Source organism: Marivirga lumbricoides (assembly GCF_014636295.1).
In the GTDB taxonomy this organism is placed as follows: domain Bacteria; phylum Bacteroidota; class Bacteroidia; order Cytophagales; family Cyclobacteriaceae; genus Marivirga; species Marivirga lumbricoides.
The window spans coordinates 121,186-137,810 of record NZ_BMEC01000001.1; the positions used below are offsets into that span (position 1 = coordinate 121,186).

Genomic DNA, 16,625 nt, shown 5'->3' on the forward strand with positions numbered 1-16,625 from the left:
CACTGAAAATCAGTGTGTTTAACCTATAATTCATTAGCTTTATTAAACATGCTTTCAATGAAGTTCTTTTATCAAAGGAAAACACATAACATAAAAAGATTTGTATCTACACTTCAATGACTCTTAAGCTTATTAAGTAAGAATAAAAAAATGGCCTCAATTTTTAACTGAAACCATTTCTACCGTATACTACCAACGCTTGCTTATTAATTAGAGATCCAAAGTAAGAGCAAAAGCGAATATTGTCCCCAGCTGACTGAAATGATAGCCATCGTAAGTCATTTGTGAGTAGCGCTGATTAAATGTAATAAGATTTGACTGTACTTTTCTATCGGCAGGATTATCTAAAATTTCCTGACCCGCCTGAGTAAGCGCAACGAATTCCCATTCTGGTAAAACATTGAATAGATTATTCACATTAAAACTTGCTGACAAATTTTCTGTCAAATCATAATTAATTGCTAAGTCAGTAACTATTTTAGGTATAAATTCTGTCTTTAATCCGGGATTCATTCCCTGCTGCCTGAAAGTGGCCTTTCCGAAGTAGGTATTATTTAAAGCAAACCCGAATTTATTAAGTTGATAATTAAGCCCAAGGATGTATTTCATTTCTGGCCTTGAAGTAAAAAACAAAGCTTCTTGAGTGAAATTAACTACTGATTGACCAGCGTCTTCTACAAGTTGCAGGTTTTTCACAGCTCCTTCCCTCTCATTTTGAATGGTATAATTTCCTGCCAAACTCATATCCAGAAAACCTCTTCCAACGGGAAGATCAGCATATGCGGCCACAAGATCGATACCTGAAGTTCGGGTGTCAATAGCGTTTACAAAGAAACTAACATCGCTCAGGTTATTTGCTTGCAATACCGCATCCAACTCAGTGTCTCCTGCTTCTGTTCCACCAATTTCGGTGCTTAAAACAATTCTGTCTTTAACAGCAATATTATAATAATCCAAAGTAATATTAAATTGTCGAGATAACTGCGTACCAAAACCGGCAGTAAAATTGATTGAGTTTTCTGCTTCTAATTCAGGTATTCCAAGTAATCTGGCCTGAGGAGATACATTATTCACCAAACCACCTACCTGAATGCCCTGACCAGGAACAAAGCTGTACTGTGCTTTTTGTGTATAAATCTGGTGGAGTGTTGGAGCCCTGAAACCTGTTGAATAGGAAGCTCTGATTGTCACCTTATCATCTAATAATTTATATCTTGAGCTAAATTTATACACAAATGCATTTCCAAAATCGCTATAATTTTCTACTCTGGCAGTTGCATTGATAAGAAAATTATTGGTGATATCATATGATAAGTCTACATATCCACCCAAATTGTACCTGCTAAATGTACCGGAATTTTCTGGCCTGTTTCCAGCAAATGAATCACTTCCACCCCCATCATAAGAAGCTAACTCACCTTCAATAACAGTGAATAACTCATTTCTGAACTCTGAACCAAATCCTATAGTTAATTTGGAATTGATTGCTCTGAAAATATCGATATTACCTACATTATGAGAAAATCGTGTTCCACCCGGATCAAAATTAATAGGACTATTTTCTCTGTATAAGTTTACTCCGGGCAACAACTCACCATCATCAATAACTCCATCCCCATCTAAATCATCATGAGTGATAGGTGAAAGCACTGAATTGGCATTATGCGTATTATTGACAGAATAAGTTTGTTGGTTTCCACCTGTTGTAAAACTTAAGTCAAACTTCCACTTATTTTTAGTGGTAGTGAGGCCTAAAGTTGCATTATAATCATTCAAATCTCCTTCAAATGTAGGCACGTAACCTACATATGAACCATTAGGGCCATTAGGAAAGAAATCTTGTAAGTAAGGAGCATCTGCTAATTGTCTCCAGTAAGGCGTTCTATAATTGGCAAAACTATTCACTTTTTTGTACACATAAGCAGCATTAAAATAAAGCTCTGTATTCTCACTGATATTTATGCCGCTATTTACTAAGAAGTTAGCTGTTGCTGTTTCTGGCGAACCATTGATATTTCCGGCATCTGGCTTTAAAGCCAAAAATTGATTTACTCTGGCCACATCTTCTGCGGTACCATTTAAAAAATCTGTTGCTTCTCCAAGAGCATCTACTCTTCCCGGCCTGTTGGCTAATTCTACCTTCTTAAACCCAACAGTATAATTTATAAAGCCCTCTTTAAAAATGCTACTACCATTGTTTAATGAAATACCAATCATTTCGCCATCACCTTCTGATGTTATTCCAGTTCTTACATTAAATGAACCAGCATCTGAAGCATCTTTTAGAATAATATTCATCACTCCGGCAATAGCATCAGATCCATATTGTGCAGATGCACCATCCCTTAATATCTCCACTCTTTTGATAGCATCAGTAGGAATGGCAGATATGTCAGCCCCGGTTTCACCTCTTCCCGGGGAAGTTTGTGTATACAATAATGAGCTAAGGTTTTTCCTTTTACCATTGATTAAAATCAATGTTCTACTGGGCCCCATATTTCTAATCTCATAAGGATCCAATAAAGATGTAGCATCATTTACAGGTGTTTGAACTGTATTGAACGAAGGTACCTTATACTGTAGCGCTTTGTCAAAGGTAAACTGGCCCGTCTCTTGCAGTTCAGTTGCTTTTAATATATCTACCGGTACTGGCGTGTCGGTGGTTGTACGTTGAACGCCTCGTCCTACAGATACAACCACTTCATCCATTTGAGAAATTCCCTGATAAAGCTCAACTGTAATATTACCCGATGGAGGGATCGCTACTTCTTTGGTAGTATAACCAATAAATGATACAATTAAAATTTTAGCATCACTCGGTGCTTGAAGAGAAAATTTACCATCAGCATCCGTTGAAGCTCCTTGTGTGGTTCCTTTAATCACAACGTTTACTCCTGGAATAGGAGATTGATCGGCCGCATCTTTTACAATTCCATTAATGATTTTTGTTTGAGAAAATAAATTCTGTGAAACTATAAATAGATAAAATAAAATAATGAGTTTGGGTGATTTCATAGGTTTTTTGGTTAAAATTTGAAAAAAAATAAATATTTTATTCTGAAATAAAATACTAACCTAAATATTAAATTTCATTTTTCAAAAAACCCTTACAAAGGCTTAAACAACATTTTAACAATGTAAACGATTGCAAAAAATACTAATGTGCTGATTAATAAATATTTAAAAAATATCGATTTTATATAAAAAAATTATTTTTACGATGAAAATTACATCCAAAAAGAATGAGTTAATGAGTGGAATAGGATTACCGTTAAAGGAAATTATTTATGAAATAGAATTTAAGACGCTACTGTAGAGTAAGATGAATGTCTATTTTTCAAAATATAATAAAATCACTTTTTGAATCCCTTGGAAAAGTCCAGTGTCTCCCCTGCTCTGTGTGCCCGCATAATCCTTCGGAGCAACTCAGCTGATGAGGGCGGAGTATAAGTAATTGCATTGGCTCCAGCTTCAATGGTTTCAATGATTCTGTCATCATTTCTACCTCCGGTGGCTATAATAGGTAAGTGTTCATGGTTTTCTCTAATTCTTCTGAGGATATTAGAAGTTTCCCTTCCCCCACTTACATTAATTATGTCTACCCCAGCATCTAGTTTAGGCTGAATTGGCTCTTCTATTGAACTGATAGTCCAAATAATAGGGATTTCTATAACCTTCTTCAGCTTTTCAATTATATCATTTTGAGTAGGTTGGTTCACCACTACTCCTGATGCCCCTTGAAACTCTGCATCACGTGCTATATCCAGCACCCTATTCCCTCCTGTAATTCCTCCTCCAACACCACAGAAGATTGGGGCGTCTGCCGCCAGAATAAGAGCCTGAGTAATGGCAGGCTGAGGTGTAAATGGATATACTGAAAAAATAGCATCGGCATTATTATTTCTGATAATAGCCACATCTGTAGAGAAAATGAAAGATTTCAGTGTTCTACCAAAAATATTGATACCACTTGCCTCATTAATTTCCTCCGGAATATAGATTATCTTACTACGTAAATCGTTCGTAATCTCCGGAATATAATTCTCTTCTTCAGTACTCATTTGTAAATGTTGTATTGCAAAAATGCGCTTTAAAGCACATATAAAATTAAGGAAAACATAACAGACCAAAAATTTTAACAGCAAGTTTATATATTTATTATGAAATCTTGCTTACTAAAGTAGTTTCTGTAGCACGATGCAAACCAAACTTTCATATCTTTTTTTGTACTTTGCCAATAAAGACCAAAAATTGATTTTAAATAGTAAAAGCTTAAATTTAAATAGAGTCCATAGATAATTACACGAGAATCAATGATATACACCTGAAAGTCAACAACAAAGGATGACTCATTGTATAATCTAATTTTAGATTACATAGCACACCTTTAAATATTATACGACACAAATGATGTCTGGTCTGTAAATTTTTTAAGTACGAAATAAAAAACTATCAATTGTAGCAAGATTATTGTTAATGATTACATAACTCACTTATTATGTTTAAATACCTCTTCATCTCCATAGTATTCTTAAGTAGTATTAATCAAGCTTGTAGTCAGGTAATTGAGACATCTACCAGAAGCACCAAAGGCTATATAAAATCCAGTGGAATTATTGAAGACAGTCAACATAGTACCGTTGGCTATATCAAGAGTGACGGTACTATTGAAAATAGTTCACATCAGACTATCGGATATATTAAAAACAATGGTGCCATAGAGAATAGTAGCAGAAGCACAGTGGGTTATGTTAAAGAAGATGGTACTGTGGAAAATAGCAGCAGAAGAACAATAGGATATGTTACTGATGAAGGCAGAGTGGAAGATAGCAGCCATAGTACAATTGGTTTTGCTAGCGGGGTAAAAAAGGAATGGGCGGCCGTAGTTTATTTCTTTTTCAATTTTAATTAGCCTTACAATCATATATTAAAAATGTCTTTTAGTAGACAAAAATGACCGCTTAACCTAAATTTTAATTAAATTTTATTTAATCATTTGATTGATAAAGTTTATTGCCGTAATATTGTTACATCTTATATAGGTCAATGACTTTGTAAGGTTTTGGTTGAAATAGAAAGGTCCCTGGGGAGGGACCTTTCACTTTTTATACACCTTTAAGTTTTAAATCCCGATCCAACTATCCTCACTTCAACTATTTTAAAGTCCTTCAATCGCAAATAACCAAAGTTGGGTTTCCTGCGAATCACTAAAATTATTATCTGAAATACATAATAAGCTTTTCCGACCGTCAGCAAAAGATTTTCCAAAAGCCATCCCTTCCACATTATCAATTTTCTCATTGTAATCGGAAAAATCGATCAAAAGCTCCTTATCTACCGGAACATATTGTTCGGAAAGTAAGGATTTTACAAGAGTTACATCTGTTGCGTTTTCTATGCTAATTTTAAACACCTTAACATAATTACCTACTCCAAGTATGTAAGACCTTTCCATTACTAACAAATGGTTACTATCTAAGCAAAGAAGCTCCACTACAGAATTAATACTGAAGCCGTCCTCTTCAATGGGTTTAGCTTGGACAGGCTCTATCATGTAGACAAATTGCCCCAGTACTTCGCCTGTATTTATATTTATTTTAGTTAGCCTCACAGGCGAGTTAGTTTTTTCAAACTGTGGAGTTTCGCCATCCTCAATCAGAGGCAATTCATTAACAAACCAAAGAACACTATCATTTTGGAAGGCAAGGCTTTCAAAAGCACCATTTTTTCTTAGTCCTTTCTTCTCATTATAAAAGTCGAATTGAGCCGGAACTGTTATTTCCCTTACAAAATCGCCAGTTAAACTGGCCTCTCTTATAAAAGGTGATGTATTCCCCTCTGTTCTTCCTCCTTCACTGCTAAAGAAAAATGAATTAGTGCTTTTATTAAACCTTAAAGATTCCGGATCAATATCATCAAAATCAAATCTGTTACCTTGCTCATTTTTAAGATAAATAACCCCTTTAAAAATAACAGAATCAATACCCTGCAAACTGTAGTCAACCTCAAAATTATACAATCTTGACAGCGAGTACTCGGACCGGTCATCTGAAATAAAATACCAGGAGCTATCATGAACGTATTCTATAGAAGAAAGCCCTCCAACTAATGTTTCCTTATAATAGTAATTATTGGGGATCACTTTTTTATCAATAAAAGTTACTTTAGTATCAACCTGCTCATTATTTTTATCTGTGTGGGAGCAACTACAAAACAAGGTGAAAACGATAGGTAAAAAATCTATAAACTTTAAATTCATCGGTATGTACTTGATAAGGATGCAAATTAAAGCTATTCTTAAAAGATTTCGAGTCAAAAAAAATAAAAAAATATTTCCTGATAGTAGTTTTAACAAGCTTAACACATTATCTGAAAATAAATAAGGGTAATTATAAATTAATTTTACCAATATTGTGCAATTGAAATATAAAGGACTATCTTTGACGAAATATTAAAATTATAATAATGAATAAAGGAACAGTAAAATTCTTCAACGACTCTAAAGGTTTTGGATTTATCGTTGATGAAGCAACACAAAAAGAGTATTTCGTACACGTTTCTGGTCTAATTGATGATATTAGAGAAAATGATGACGTAGTTTACGAATTACAAGATGGCAAAAAAGGTTTAAATGCAGTGAATGTGAAATTAGCTTAATTGATAAATAATACATTTTAAATCATTTAATGAATGAAGGCTTCTCCCAAAGAGAGGCTTTTTTTTTGCCTTTTAAATTTCTTCGAAACCTATTATTAAAATGCTAGTTTACTCTCTATAAAAACAAAACAAATGACAAACTGGAATTGGAACGAAGTAATTAAACAAGCAAACCATGGCAGCCCTGAACCTCCCAGAAAAGTTGAAAAAACAGAAAAGGAGTGGAAAGAACAACTAAGTCCGGAGCAATACCAAATAACCCGTAAAAAGGGAACTGAGAGAGCCTACACTGGCGCTTACTGTGAATCCCACACTCCTGGAAAATACGCCTGTATATGCTGCAACACCATCTTATTTGATTCCCAGTTGAAATTTGAATCTAATTCCGGATGGCCTAGCTTTACAGAACCTTACAATGACAATGTAGTAAAACACGAAAAGGACACCTCTTACGGTATGGTGCGGGTAGAAGTAATGTGTAATGTTTGCGATGCACATTTGGGGCATGTTTTCCCTGATGGACCTGAACCTTCCGGTTTAAGGTATTGCATTAATTCTGCTTCTATCAATCTGGTAACAGAAAGCTAATTTATAGCTTTCTGGTATTCCTTTTCAGAATAATCTTGTTGGATTTTTGCTTTTCCAACTTGTTAAACATAATAGAGTAGAAATGAATACCATCTGATTCAATTTCCGTAATTACAAATTGAGCCTCCTCAATCTTGCCGAATTTATCCATCATTTTGCAAACTTTAGATTCTGATATGCCTTTAGAAAGAAAATGGGGATCATTGTGTAAGTTTTTAATTATTTTATTTATAGAAGTTTTGAGGATCAATTCAGGAGAATTTCCTTCAACATCATCATCATTATAGTATAGCTTCTCTTTTATGTAAGCATTGACTTCCATTATGCGCTGTTGATCATCCATTATGATCAAACCATTATATATTTTAGATAATGTACCATTCAGAATATGGTTAGTCTTTTCAATTTTATTCAGGTAAAAAGCTGTTTGTTGATTCTGCCTACTCATTTCGTCCTGAGTAGCTGCTAATTCCTCCATATTTTGCCTCACCTCCTCTTCCTGAGCCCTAAGATCTTCAGTCATTTGCTGGCTTTTAGCAAGCAATTCTTTAGTATGTTGCTGCATCTGCAGGTTATTTAAAGTAGTAGCTATTCTACTGCCAACTTCTATAAGGAAATCTACTTCAAATTGCCCAAGCACTTTAAAAGAAGCAATCTCAATTATACCAATAATTTTATCATTAACTTCCAGCGGAAGTACCACAATGTTGTTGGGATTAGCTCCACCTAAACCAGATTTAATTTTTACATACGAATCCGGAATATCGGTTACATAAATCAGTTCGCCTTCCAACCAGGCCTGACCTACCAGCCCCTCTCCTTTCGAAACTTTCAATTGAACACTTTTCTTTCTTTCATAAGCATAGCATGCTTTCATATCCATGAACTCATGACTACCTTCTTCTGCCGCGATAAAAAAAGCTGCCTGATTAGCTTCAATATACCTCACTAATTCACTTATTACCATATATGCGAAAGTCTTAAGGTTAACACTTTCTGTTTTCATCAAATCAGAGAACTTATCCAACCCTTCCATTTTCCATTGTTGCTGTGCATCTCTTAAGGCTTTAATTTCCAATTCTTTATTCTTTTCTTTTATTTGCTTTAAGTTAATGCGTAAATTTTCCAACATAAGCTGAAAGTTCCTGCTTAAACTACCTATTTCGTCTTTTGAAGAGGTATCTAATTCTTTATCCGCTTTAGTATCTCCTACTAAAACTTTCTTTACTATATTATCAAGATGCGTAATAGGATATAAAACAGTGTGCCTAAACAAGTAAATTAATCCGACAACACTTGTTAGCAATAGAAGTAAAGTAGCTGTTGTAACTAAAAAAGCCCGCTCCTGTAACTCAGCATTTTTCTGGCTTATTTTCTGGTTAAGGCTATTTAATCTGGGGCTGATTTTATCAATAATATTTTCCAGCTCTAGAAGCAAACCATTACGTTGGGTAAGTCCGATACTAATCTCAGCCTGCACTATTTTATCAAAGTGATTCTTGTAAGCATTGATTGCATTAATTATCTCAGTTTTATAACCAGAAGTCATGTGAGGGTATTCCTCAACCGAAGCCTGTTCAATGAAATGAATGAACTCTGATGAAAGCTTATGTAGTTTCTGCACATATGCAAGATCCTTTCGTAAGGCAAAGTCTTTCTCATGTTTCCTTAAGCTAAATGCAAATACTTTCTCATCGGAAGATATACACTTTTGCAAATTGTGAGCGTAATTTCTCATTTCACCTTCCAGGCCATGATCCTTAAAGCCTCTTTTAAGCAACATTTCTCTCAACCGATCAAACGTTCTTTTATAGTTAACAACCGATTGTCTAAGTGACTTCAGTTCCCAGTCAAGACCAACACTTCCTGCTATTTCCTTTGCAGACTGTTTCAATAACTCATCTTCCACCCATTGAATTTTCTGAAAATATAGCTCAGTAAACTCGGTTGATCCATCCTCCAGAAAATCCGTGGATTTCCATCCGTAAAGAAGAAACTCCTTTTCTAACTTTTGCGCTTTATTCAATTCCAGCATAAGCTCAGCAGTTTCATTTTTCAAGGCTTGGAAATTCTGGATTTTCACAAAAAAACTGTAAACCAGAAGCCCTCCTGAAAATGCTAATAGCAATAAAAAAGAGAAAGCAAAAATGAATTTTTTACGTATAGCTAAATCTTTAAATCTCATAATTTACCCAATTATAGATCAAAGATAAAGTGGGAGGATGTTAGTAAAGCTCAAAAACCATTATGCCTTTGTTATTAAATAGCAACTAAAAATTAAAGTAAGGGAGGCTTGGAAATAGTAGGTTAATAGAAATTCTACCAGAAGAATTATATATATGATAAATCTGATTATTTAACAGATAAAAAAAAGAGGCTATTTAGCCTCTTTGTCTCTTAAATGCCTTCTGATGATTTTACCAACATTCGATTTTGGCAATTCCTTCTCAAAAGAGATTGATTTAGGCCTTTTATAAGCAGTTAATTCTTCTTTACAATAAGCAAACACTTCTTCCTCCGTTAAAGAAGAATCTTTTTTAACTATAAAAGCCTTTACCACTTCAGTTGATTTTTCATCAGGCACACCGACAACAGCTACTTCAAGTACTTTGTCCATAGCAGCTATCACATCTTCCACTTCATTCGGGTAAACATTAAAGCCTGACACATTTATCATATCTTTTTTTCGATCAACAATTTTAAAGAAGCCATCTTCGTCCTGAACACCTATGTCACCTGTGCGAAACCATTCTTTCTTAAAGAAAGTGGTGTCATTCAGTTCATCCTTATTCCAGTAACCAGACATTACCTGAGGTCCTTTTCCGCAAATCTCTCCAGGTTCGCCTACAGGCATCTCATTACCACTTTCATCCATTACTTTCATATCGGTACTTGGAGTTGGTAACCCAATAGTGCCTATTCTCTCTGTTCCATCTAAAGGATTCACACTTAATACAGGTGATGTCTCACTTAAACCGTACCCCTCAACCAGTGGTCCGCCTGTTATTTTCTTCCATTTCTCCGCTACTGCTCTTTGCACTGCCATACCGCCTCCAATTGATCCTTTTAAGTGGCTAAAATCAACCTCTTTAAATTTCGGTTGATTAAGTAATCCATTAAATAAGGTGTTTACACCTGTCATCAAAGTAAATGGATGCTTTTTTAACTCTTTAATAAAGGCTGGCATATCTCTGGGATTGGTAATGAGAATACTTTTAGCACCAATACTAAACATTAACAAGCCGTTCACCGCCAAAGCAAAAATGTGATATAGTGGCAATGCTGTAATCATTTGCTCTTGTGTACCTTCCGTAAAAAGCGGCTTGAACCACTCCTTAGTTTGTAAAGTATGAGCTATCAAATTTCTGTGAGAAAGTTTTGCTCCTTTACTCACTCCTGTTGTGCCTCCTGTATATTGCAGCAAAGCCAGGTCGGATGATGCAATTTCGGGTGCTTTAAACTGATGATTCCTTCCTTTTTTTAGCACCTCCCTGAAACTTATAGCAGAGGGTATATTGTAAGATGGCACCATCTTTTTAATATACTTTACCACAAAATTAACAATTGGACCTTTCAACCCTCCCAACATATCTCCCAGCTGGGTATGAATAACAGTTTTTATTTCAGTCTCAGGAAGAATTTTCTCCAAATTTGAAGCAAAATTAGCCACGATTACTATCGCTTTGGCTCCGGAATCTTTAAACTGATGAGCCATTTCTCTTGAAGTGTACAAAGGATTAGTACCCACTACAATTAATCCGGCTTTTATGGCTCCAATCATAGCAATAGGATATTGTAAGCAGTTAGGCATTTGAATTGCTATTCTATCACCTTTCTGCAATTGAGCCTCACGCTGTAGATAAGCTGCAAAATTATTTGATAAAGTATCAACTTCAGCATAGGTAAGCACCTTACCCATATTTTCGTAGGCTTCTGCATCAGCATGCTTTTGAAAAACTTCAGCAAATAATTCAGGCAGGTTTTTGTATTGATCAGGATTTATCTCCCTAGGCACTCCCTTAGGATAGTGCTTATACCATGGAAAATCACTCATATAATTTATTTCTAAAAATCGTTTCGGTCTGAAATTACTAAAAAATATGATTCTTACATAAAGGCATTGACGATAAATACATTCAACAACCTCCCTATTAAGTCAAAAGAGGCTGTCAATCAACAAATTAAAACCTGTAAATACTCAAAGAATTTTCTCCCAAAAAAGTACATACCAGCATAAATGAGAGATTGAACTTATTAAACACTCAAACGTTATTCACCAAAGAAAGAATGATAGGAGCAGTAGGTAATATTAAGTTGTAGAGAAACTTATGGTAGAGTAAGTGAAATATTTTTCCTCAAAACAAACTTTTGAGATAAATGAAATGCAAAGATTTGATAAATTTTTGCTATACGTATATCACTAAAAATTATTGCCCTTTCATTAACATAAAGCAGCTAATTATGTTAACTTTGTATATTAATTGAAATTAGTCTAAATAATTCGTACATGAGTAAAGACGATCAAATATTAGAACAATTCGCCTCCAAAGAATATGAACATGGTTGGACGGTGGATATTGAAGCAGATTCAGCCCCTCCAGGCCTTAATGAAGATATTGTAAGATTTATTTCAGCTAAAAAAGAAGAGCCTGAATGGCTATTAGAGTGGCGATTAAAAGCCTATAGAAATTGGAGAAAAATGACTGAGCCTAACTGGGCAAATGTACATTATCCAAAACCTCAATTTGAGGATATCATTTATTATTCTGCACCAAAGAAAAAGAAAACTGCCAACAGTTTAGACGAAGTTGATCCTGAGTTATTGAAAACCTTTGAGAGATTAGGGATTTCATTAACAGAGCAAAAAAGATTGACCGGAGTAGCTGTTGATGCCGTAATGGATTCCGTATCAGTAGGAACAACCTTCAAAAAACAACTTCTGGAACAAGGGATTATCTTTTGTTCATTCAGCGAAGCTGTGAAAGAGCATCCTGAACTGGTTAAAAAATATATTGGCTCGGTAGTACCTTCAAATGATAATTTTTACGCTGCTTTAAATTCAGCAGTTTTCTCTGATGGTTCATTTTGCTACATTCCTAAAGGGGTAAGATGCCCGGTTGAACTTTCCACTTATTTCCGCATCAATGCAGCTAATACAGGTCAGTTTGAACGTACTTTAATTGTTGCTGAGGAAGATTCGTATGTTAGTTATCTTGAGGGTTGTACTGCACCTCAGAGAGATGAAAACCAGCTTCATGCTGCGGTAGTAGAAATTTATGCTGCAAAAAATGCTGAAGTAAAATATTCAACTGTTCAAAACTGGTACCCTGGTGATAAGCAAGGAAAAGGCGGTATTTATAATTTTGTAACGAAAAGAGGAATTTGCGCAGGCGATTATGCAAAAATTTCCTGGACGCAGGTGGAAACGGGATCAGCAGTTACCTGGAAATACCCCAGCTGTATACTAAAAGGTGATTATTCACAAGGTGAATTTTACTCAGTGGCGGTAACGAACAATTTTCAGCAAGCTGACACAGGTACTAAAATGATTCACATTGGTAAAAATACTAAAAGCAGAATCGTTTCGAAAGGTGTATCAGGCGGTAGAAGTCAAAACTCTTACAGAGGCTTAGTGGAAATCCACCCAAGGGCAACAAACTCAAGAAATTTTTCTCAATGTGATTCCCTGTTAATGGGAGACCAATGTGGTGCTCACACTTTCCCTTATATAGAAGTTAAAAATAAATCGTCTCAGATAGAGCATGAAGCTACTACTTCTAAAATTGGAGAAGATCAGATTTTCTATTGTACCCAAAGAGGAATTGATGAAGAGAGCGCTGTTGCTTTAATTGTAAATGGATATTGTAAAGAGGTTTTAAATAAGCTACCCATGGAGTTTGCAGTGGAAGCTCAAAAATTATTGGCGCTTACTTTAGAAGGTTCGGTAGGGTAATATCCTCCTTATGGAAAAGAATTTGATCAATAGCTGATTAATATTAATAAATAGAATATAGAATGTTATCAATAAAGAATTTACATGCCTCAATAGAGGGGAAACAAATATTAAAAGGGATTAACCTTGAAGTAAAACCTGGTGAAGTACATGCTATAATGGGTCCTAATGGTTCAGGTAAAAGTACTTTAGCTTCTGTTTTAGCAGGTAGAGAAGATTATACTGTTGATTCAGGGGAAATAGTTTTTAAAGGAAAAGATTTATTGGAACTAGCCGCAGATGAGCGTGCGAAAGAAGGCGTATTTTTAGCTTTTCAATACCCTATTGAAATACCGGGTGTTACCACCACCAATTTCATGAAAACAGCTATTAATAAGGTAAGAGAACATAGAGGTTTAGAGCCATTAGATGCTGTTTCTTTTCTCCAGTTGATGAAAGAGAAGATGAAATTAGTAGAGATTGATCAGTCACTTTTAAGCCGCTCGTTAAACGAAGGCTTTTCAGGCGGTGAGAAAAAAAGAAATGAGATTTTTCAGATGGCTATGCTAGAGCCAACGCTTGCTGTTTTAGATGAAACTGATTCCGGCCTCGACATTGATGCGTTAAGAATCGTTTCCAATGGTGTAAATACATTGAAGAATGCTGATAACGCAACTATTGTAGTGACTCACTATCAAAGATTATTAGACTATATAGTTCCAGACTTTGTGCATGTTTTGTACGATGGAAAAATTGTAAAATCCGGTGGAAAAGACCTGGCTAAGGAATTAGAAAAAAGAGGGTACGACTGGGTGAAAGAAGAAGCAGATGTTGCAAAAGCATAATCAGTAAGTATGAGTAAATTAACTAAAGAGCAAATAGATCAATTTTTCATTTCTCAGTTTCAATCATTTGAAAGCAAACTGAATGGTGAAAGTAAGAAACCTTTGCATCAGGTAAGAAGAAATGCTTTTGAAGCCTTCAGGGAAAATGGTTTACCTGTTGCTAAGAACGAAGAATATAAATATACGAATATAGCAAAAGCTTTTGGAAGAAATTTGAATGTGGAAGCCCTGGCAGAAGAGGCCTCAGAATTTACTACTGATGATATTCAAAAGCACTTCATCCCTGACTTAGAAGCTATTAATCTTGTGTTTGTAAATGGCCAATTCAATGAAAGTCTTTCCCATTTGCAAAATTTACCTGAGGGTTTACATATTCAGTCTATAAAAACAGCTCAAAATGATTTTTCCGATGATTTTGCGCAACATTTCCATCAGCATAGCATTGAGGGAGCCGATAGCTTCTCTTCATTAAATACTGCATTTACAAATAGCGGTGCTTTTATTAAAATTGCTAAAAGTGCAATTATTGAAAAAACTATCGCTTGTTATTATTTTTCGGATGCTGAACGAAAAGATGTTATTTCTCAGCCAAGAAATCTGGTAATTGCCGAACAAAACAGTCAGGCAAATATGCTTGAAACCTATGTTACGCTTGGAAACAACTCAAGTTTCACTAATGCAGCTACTGAAATAGTAATAAAGGATGATGCGATTTTCGATTATTACAAATTGCAAAATGAATCGGCAAAAGCTATTCATGTGGGAGCTACTTTAGTTCACCAGTTAGGTAAATCAGTTTTTAATTCTAGTACGTTCAGTTTTTCCGGAGCAGTAATCAGAAATAATTTGAGCATTGCAGTGCATAAAGAACATTCTGAAACTAATATGTCAGGATTGTACTTTATAAATAATTCTACCCATGTGGATAATCATACAGTGGTAGACCATAAAGTGGCAAACTGTGAAAGTAACGAAACTTATAAAGGCGTGCTTGATGGTAAATCAAAAGGCGTTTTTAATGGCAAAATATTCGTTAGACAGCCTGCACAGAAAACAAATGCCTTCCAATCCAATAGAAACATTCTATTATCTGATGAAGCAGAAATGGACACAAAACCTCAGCTGGAAATTTGGGCTGACGATGTAAAATGTTCTCACGGATGTACTGTAGGGCAGTTAGATAAAGATCAGTTGTTCTATCTAAGAGCCAGAGGTTTAGATGAGAAAACAGCTAAATCTATGCTATTAAATGCTTTCGCTTCAGATGTGGTAAACAAAATAAAAATTGAAGCTTTGAAGACCTTAGTTGAAAGCAAAATTACAGAAAGATTATAAAATCAGTAATATGAGTAGTATAGCCACTGAAACTAATTTAGATATTCAAAAGATAAGAGCAGATTTCCCCATCCTTTCACAAAAGGTGAATGGGAAACCGCTGGTATATTTTGATAATGCTGCCACTACGCAGAAACCTAAGCAGGTAATTAATGCTATTACTCAGTATTATGAAGGTTATAATGCCAATATTCATAGAGGCTTACATTCACTGGCAGAAAAAGCCACTACTGCTTTTGAAGCTACACGAACCACCTTTCAGCAGTTTATAAATGCCGCAGAAAGTGAAGAAGTTATTTTTACTAAAGGGACTACCGATAGTATTAACCTGGTTGCTACAGCCTACGGAAGAAAGTTTATCCAACCGGGAGATGAAATACTGGTTAGTGGAATGGAGCATCATTCCAATATAGTGCCCTGGCAAATGCTTTGTGAAGAAAAAGGTGCTATACTTAAAGTAATTCCTGTACATAAAGATGGTGCCATTTCTATTGATGAAGTGAAAGAATTAATTACAGAAAAAACTAAAATGGTTTCTGTTGTTTTTGCTTCCAATTCATTAGGAACTGTAAATCCGGTGAAAGAGATCGCTCAACTGGCACATCAGGCAGGCGCAGTTATGATGATCGATGGTGCGCAGGCAGCTTCGCATTGTAAGGTGGATGTGCAGGATTTGGATTGTGACTTTTTTGCCACCTCAGGCCATAAAATGTATGGCCCTACCGGCAGTGGTATTTTATACGGAAAACGAGCAATCCTTGAAAAGATGAATCCTTACCAGGGTGGTGGTGAAATGATTAAAGACGTTAGCTTTAAGAAAACCACATATAATGACATTCCCTATAAATTTGAGGCAGGCACACCCAATATAGCAGATATTGTTGCTCTTAAAGCAGCGGTGGAATATATCAATGCCTTAGGGAAGGAAAATATTGTACGTCATGAAAATGAAATTACTGCTCATGCACATAAAAGACTTGCTGAAGTTCCTGGCATTAATTTTTATGGTACCACTGAGAATAAAGTCAGTGTAGTATCTTTTACATTGGATAACGTTCATCCGTATGATGCCGGAATGATGTTAGATGCAAAAGGAATAGCGGTTAGGACAGGTCATCATTGCACTCAGCCCTTAATGGATCACTTCGGAATTGAGGGAACCATACGTGCTTCCTTTTCCGTTTATAATACGAAAGAAGAAATTGATTTTTTGGCTGAATCTTTAAAAGATATAGTCTCTAAATTCTCCTAAAAACAATTAACACTTT

At 35.3% G+C, this 16,625-nt stretch carries 12 protein-coding genes; 7 read left to right on the forward strand and 5 right to left on the reverse strand.

Features of this window, described 5'->3' with window-relative positions; genetic code table 11:
* Positions 1-210 precede the first annotated feature (210 nt).
* Positions 211-3,015 (reverse strand): TonB-dependent receptor, encoded by a 2,805-nt coding sequence (locus IEV85_RS00555; RefSeq protein WP_188459850.1) that lies wholly within the window; start codon positions 3,013-3,015, stop codon positions 211-213.
* Positions 3,016-3,353: 338 nt separating this feature from the next.
* Positions 3,354-4,061, reverse strand: a complete 708-nt coding sequence (locus IEV85_RS00560) for a hydrolase (protein WP_188459851.1) — start codon at positions 4,059-4,061, stop codon at positions 3,354-3,356.
* Between the two features lie 437 nt (positions 4,062-4,498).
* Here IEV85_RS00560 and IEV85_RS00565 point away from each other — a divergent pair, with 437 nt between their 5' ends.
* The gene (locus IEV85_RS00565; protein ID WP_188459852.1) at positions 4,499-4,912 is read left to right on the forward strand and encodes a 5-fold beta-flower protein; all 414 of its coding nucleotides are present in this window, start codon (positions 4,499-4,501) and stop codon (positions 4,910-4,912) included.
* A 246-nt stretch (positions 4,913-5,158) separates the two neighbouring features.
* On the opposite strand, the gene IEV85_RS00570 is transcribed toward IEV85_RS00565, so the two are convergent.
* Positions 5,159-6,259 (reverse strand): esterase-like activity of phytase family protein, encoded by a 1,101-nt coding sequence (locus IEV85_RS00570; RefSeq protein WP_188459853.1) that lies wholly within the window; start codon positions 6,257-6,259, stop codon positions 5,159-5,161.
* A gap of 206 nt (positions 6,260-6,465) precedes the next feature.
* On the opposite strand from IEV85_RS00570, the gene IEV85_RS00575 reads away from it, so the two are divergent.
* Both IEV85_RS00575 and msrB read left to right on the forward strand, forming a co-directional pair.
* The gene (locus IEV85_RS00575; protein WP_188459854.1) at positions 6,466-6,657 is read left to right on the forward strand and encodes a cold-shock protein; all 192 of its coding nucleotides are present in this window, start codon (positions 6,466-6,468) and stop codon (positions 6,655-6,657) included.
* Between the two features lie 132 nt (positions 6,658-6,789).
* Positions 6,790-7,245, forward strand: coding sequence for a peptide-methionine (R)-S-oxide reductase MsrB (gene msrB, locus IEV85_RS00580; RefSeq protein WP_188459855.1), 456 nt, complete (start codon positions 6,790-6,792; stop codon positions 7,243-7,245).
* A gap of 1 nt (position 7,246) precedes the next feature.
* Here the strand turns inward: msrB and IEV85_RS00585 are convergent, their stop codons facing one another.
* Both IEV85_RS00585 and IEV85_RS00590 read right to left on the reverse strand, forming a co-directional pair.
* Positions 7,247-9,430: a GAF domain-containing protein gene (locus IEV85_RS00585; protein ID WP_188459856.1), complete on the reverse strand. Its 2,184-nt coding sequence runs from the start codon at positions 9,428-9,430 to the stop codon at positions 7,247-7,249.
* 192 nt (positions 9,431-9,622) lie between these two features.
* Positions 9,623-11,299, reverse strand: coding sequence for an AMP-binding protein (locus IEV85_RS00590; RefSeq protein ID WP_188459857.1), 1,677 nt, complete (start codon positions 11,297-11,299; stop codon positions 9,623-9,625).
* A gap of 453 nt (positions 11,300-11,752) precedes the next feature.
* Between IEV85_RS00590 and sufB the strand changes: the two genes are divergently transcribed.
* The 4 genes from sufB to IEV85_RS00610 all read left to right on the forward strand — a co-directional run bounded on the left by sufB (position 11,753) and on the right by IEV85_RS00610 (position 16,609).
* Positions 11,753-13,198, forward strand: coding sequence for a Fe-S cluster assembly protein SufB (sufB, locus tag IEV85_RS00595; RefSeq protein WP_188459858.1), 1,446 nt, complete (start codon positions 11,753-11,755; stop codon positions 13,196-13,198).
* 62 nt (positions 13,199-13,260) lie between these two features.
* The gene (sufC, locus tag IEV85_RS00600; RefSeq protein ID WP_188459859.1) at positions 13,261-14,022 is read left to right on the forward strand and encodes a Fe-S cluster assembly ATPase SufC; all 762 of its coding nucleotides are present in this window, start codon (positions 13,261-13,263) and stop codon (positions 14,020-14,022) included.
* Between the two features lie 9 nt (positions 14,023-14,031).
* Positions 14,032-15,357, forward strand: coding sequence for a Fe-S cluster assembly protein SufD (gene sufD / locus IEV85_RS00605; RefSeq protein ID WP_188459860.1), 1,326 nt, complete (start codon positions 14,032-14,034; stop codon positions 15,355-15,357).
* A gap of 10 nt (positions 15,358-15,367) precedes the next feature.
* Positions 15,368-16,609: an aminotransferase class V-fold PLP-dependent enzyme gene (locus IEV85_RS00610; RefSeq protein ID WP_188459861.1), complete on the forward strand. Its 1,242-nt coding sequence runs from the start codon at positions 15,368-15,370 to the stop codon at positions 16,607-16,609.
* Positions 16,610-16,625 lie beyond the last annotated feature (16 nt).

Bases quoted from the DNA above. Each gene is read 5' to 3' on its own strand.
- IEV85_RS00555 (WP_188459850.1), bottom strand. From the start codon at position 3,015: ATGAAATCACCCAAACTCATTATTTTATTTTATCTATTTATAGTTTCA.
- IEV85_RS00560 (WP_188459851.1), bottom strand. From the start codon at position 4,061: ATGAGTACTGAAGAAGAGAATTATATTCCGGAGATTACGAACGATTTA.
- IEV85_RS00565 (WP_188459852.1), top strand. From the start codon at position 4,499: ATGTTTAAATACCTCTTCATCTCCATAGTATTCTTAAGTAGTATTAAT.
- IEV85_RS00570 (WP_188459853.1), bottom strand. From the start codon at position 6,259: ATGAATTTAAAGTTTATAGATTTTTTACCTATCGTTTTCACCTTGTTT.
- IEV85_RS00575 (WP_188459854.1), top strand. From the start codon at position 6,466: ATGAATAAAGGAACAGTAAAATTCTTCAACGACTCTAAAGGTTTTGGA.
- msrB (WP_188459855.1), top strand. From the start codon at position 6,790: ATGACAAACTGGAATTGGAACGAAGTAATTAAACAAGCAAACCATGGC.
- IEV85_RS00585 (WP_188459856.1), bottom strand. From the start codon at position 9,430: ATGAGATTTAAAGATTTAGCTATACGTAAAAAATTCATTTTTGCTTTC.
- IEV85_RS00590 (WP_188459857.1), bottom strand. From the start codon at position 11,299: ATGAGTGATTTTCCATGGTATAAGCACTATCCTAAGGGAGTGCCTAGG.
- sufB (WP_188459858.1), top strand. From the start codon at position 11,753: ATGAGTAAAGACGATCAAATATTAGAACAATTCGCCTCCAAAGAATAT.
- sufC (WP_188459859.1), top strand. From the start codon at position 13,261: ATGTTATCAATAAAGAATTTACATGCCTCAATAGAGGGGAAACAAATA.
- sufD (WP_188459860.1), top strand. From the start codon at position 14,032: ATGAGTAAATTAACTAAAGAGCAAATAGATCAATTTTTCATTTCTCAG.
- IEV85_RS00610 (WP_188459861.1), top strand. From the start codon at position 15,368: ATGAGTAGTATAGCCACTGAAACTAATTTAGATATTCAAAAGATAAGA.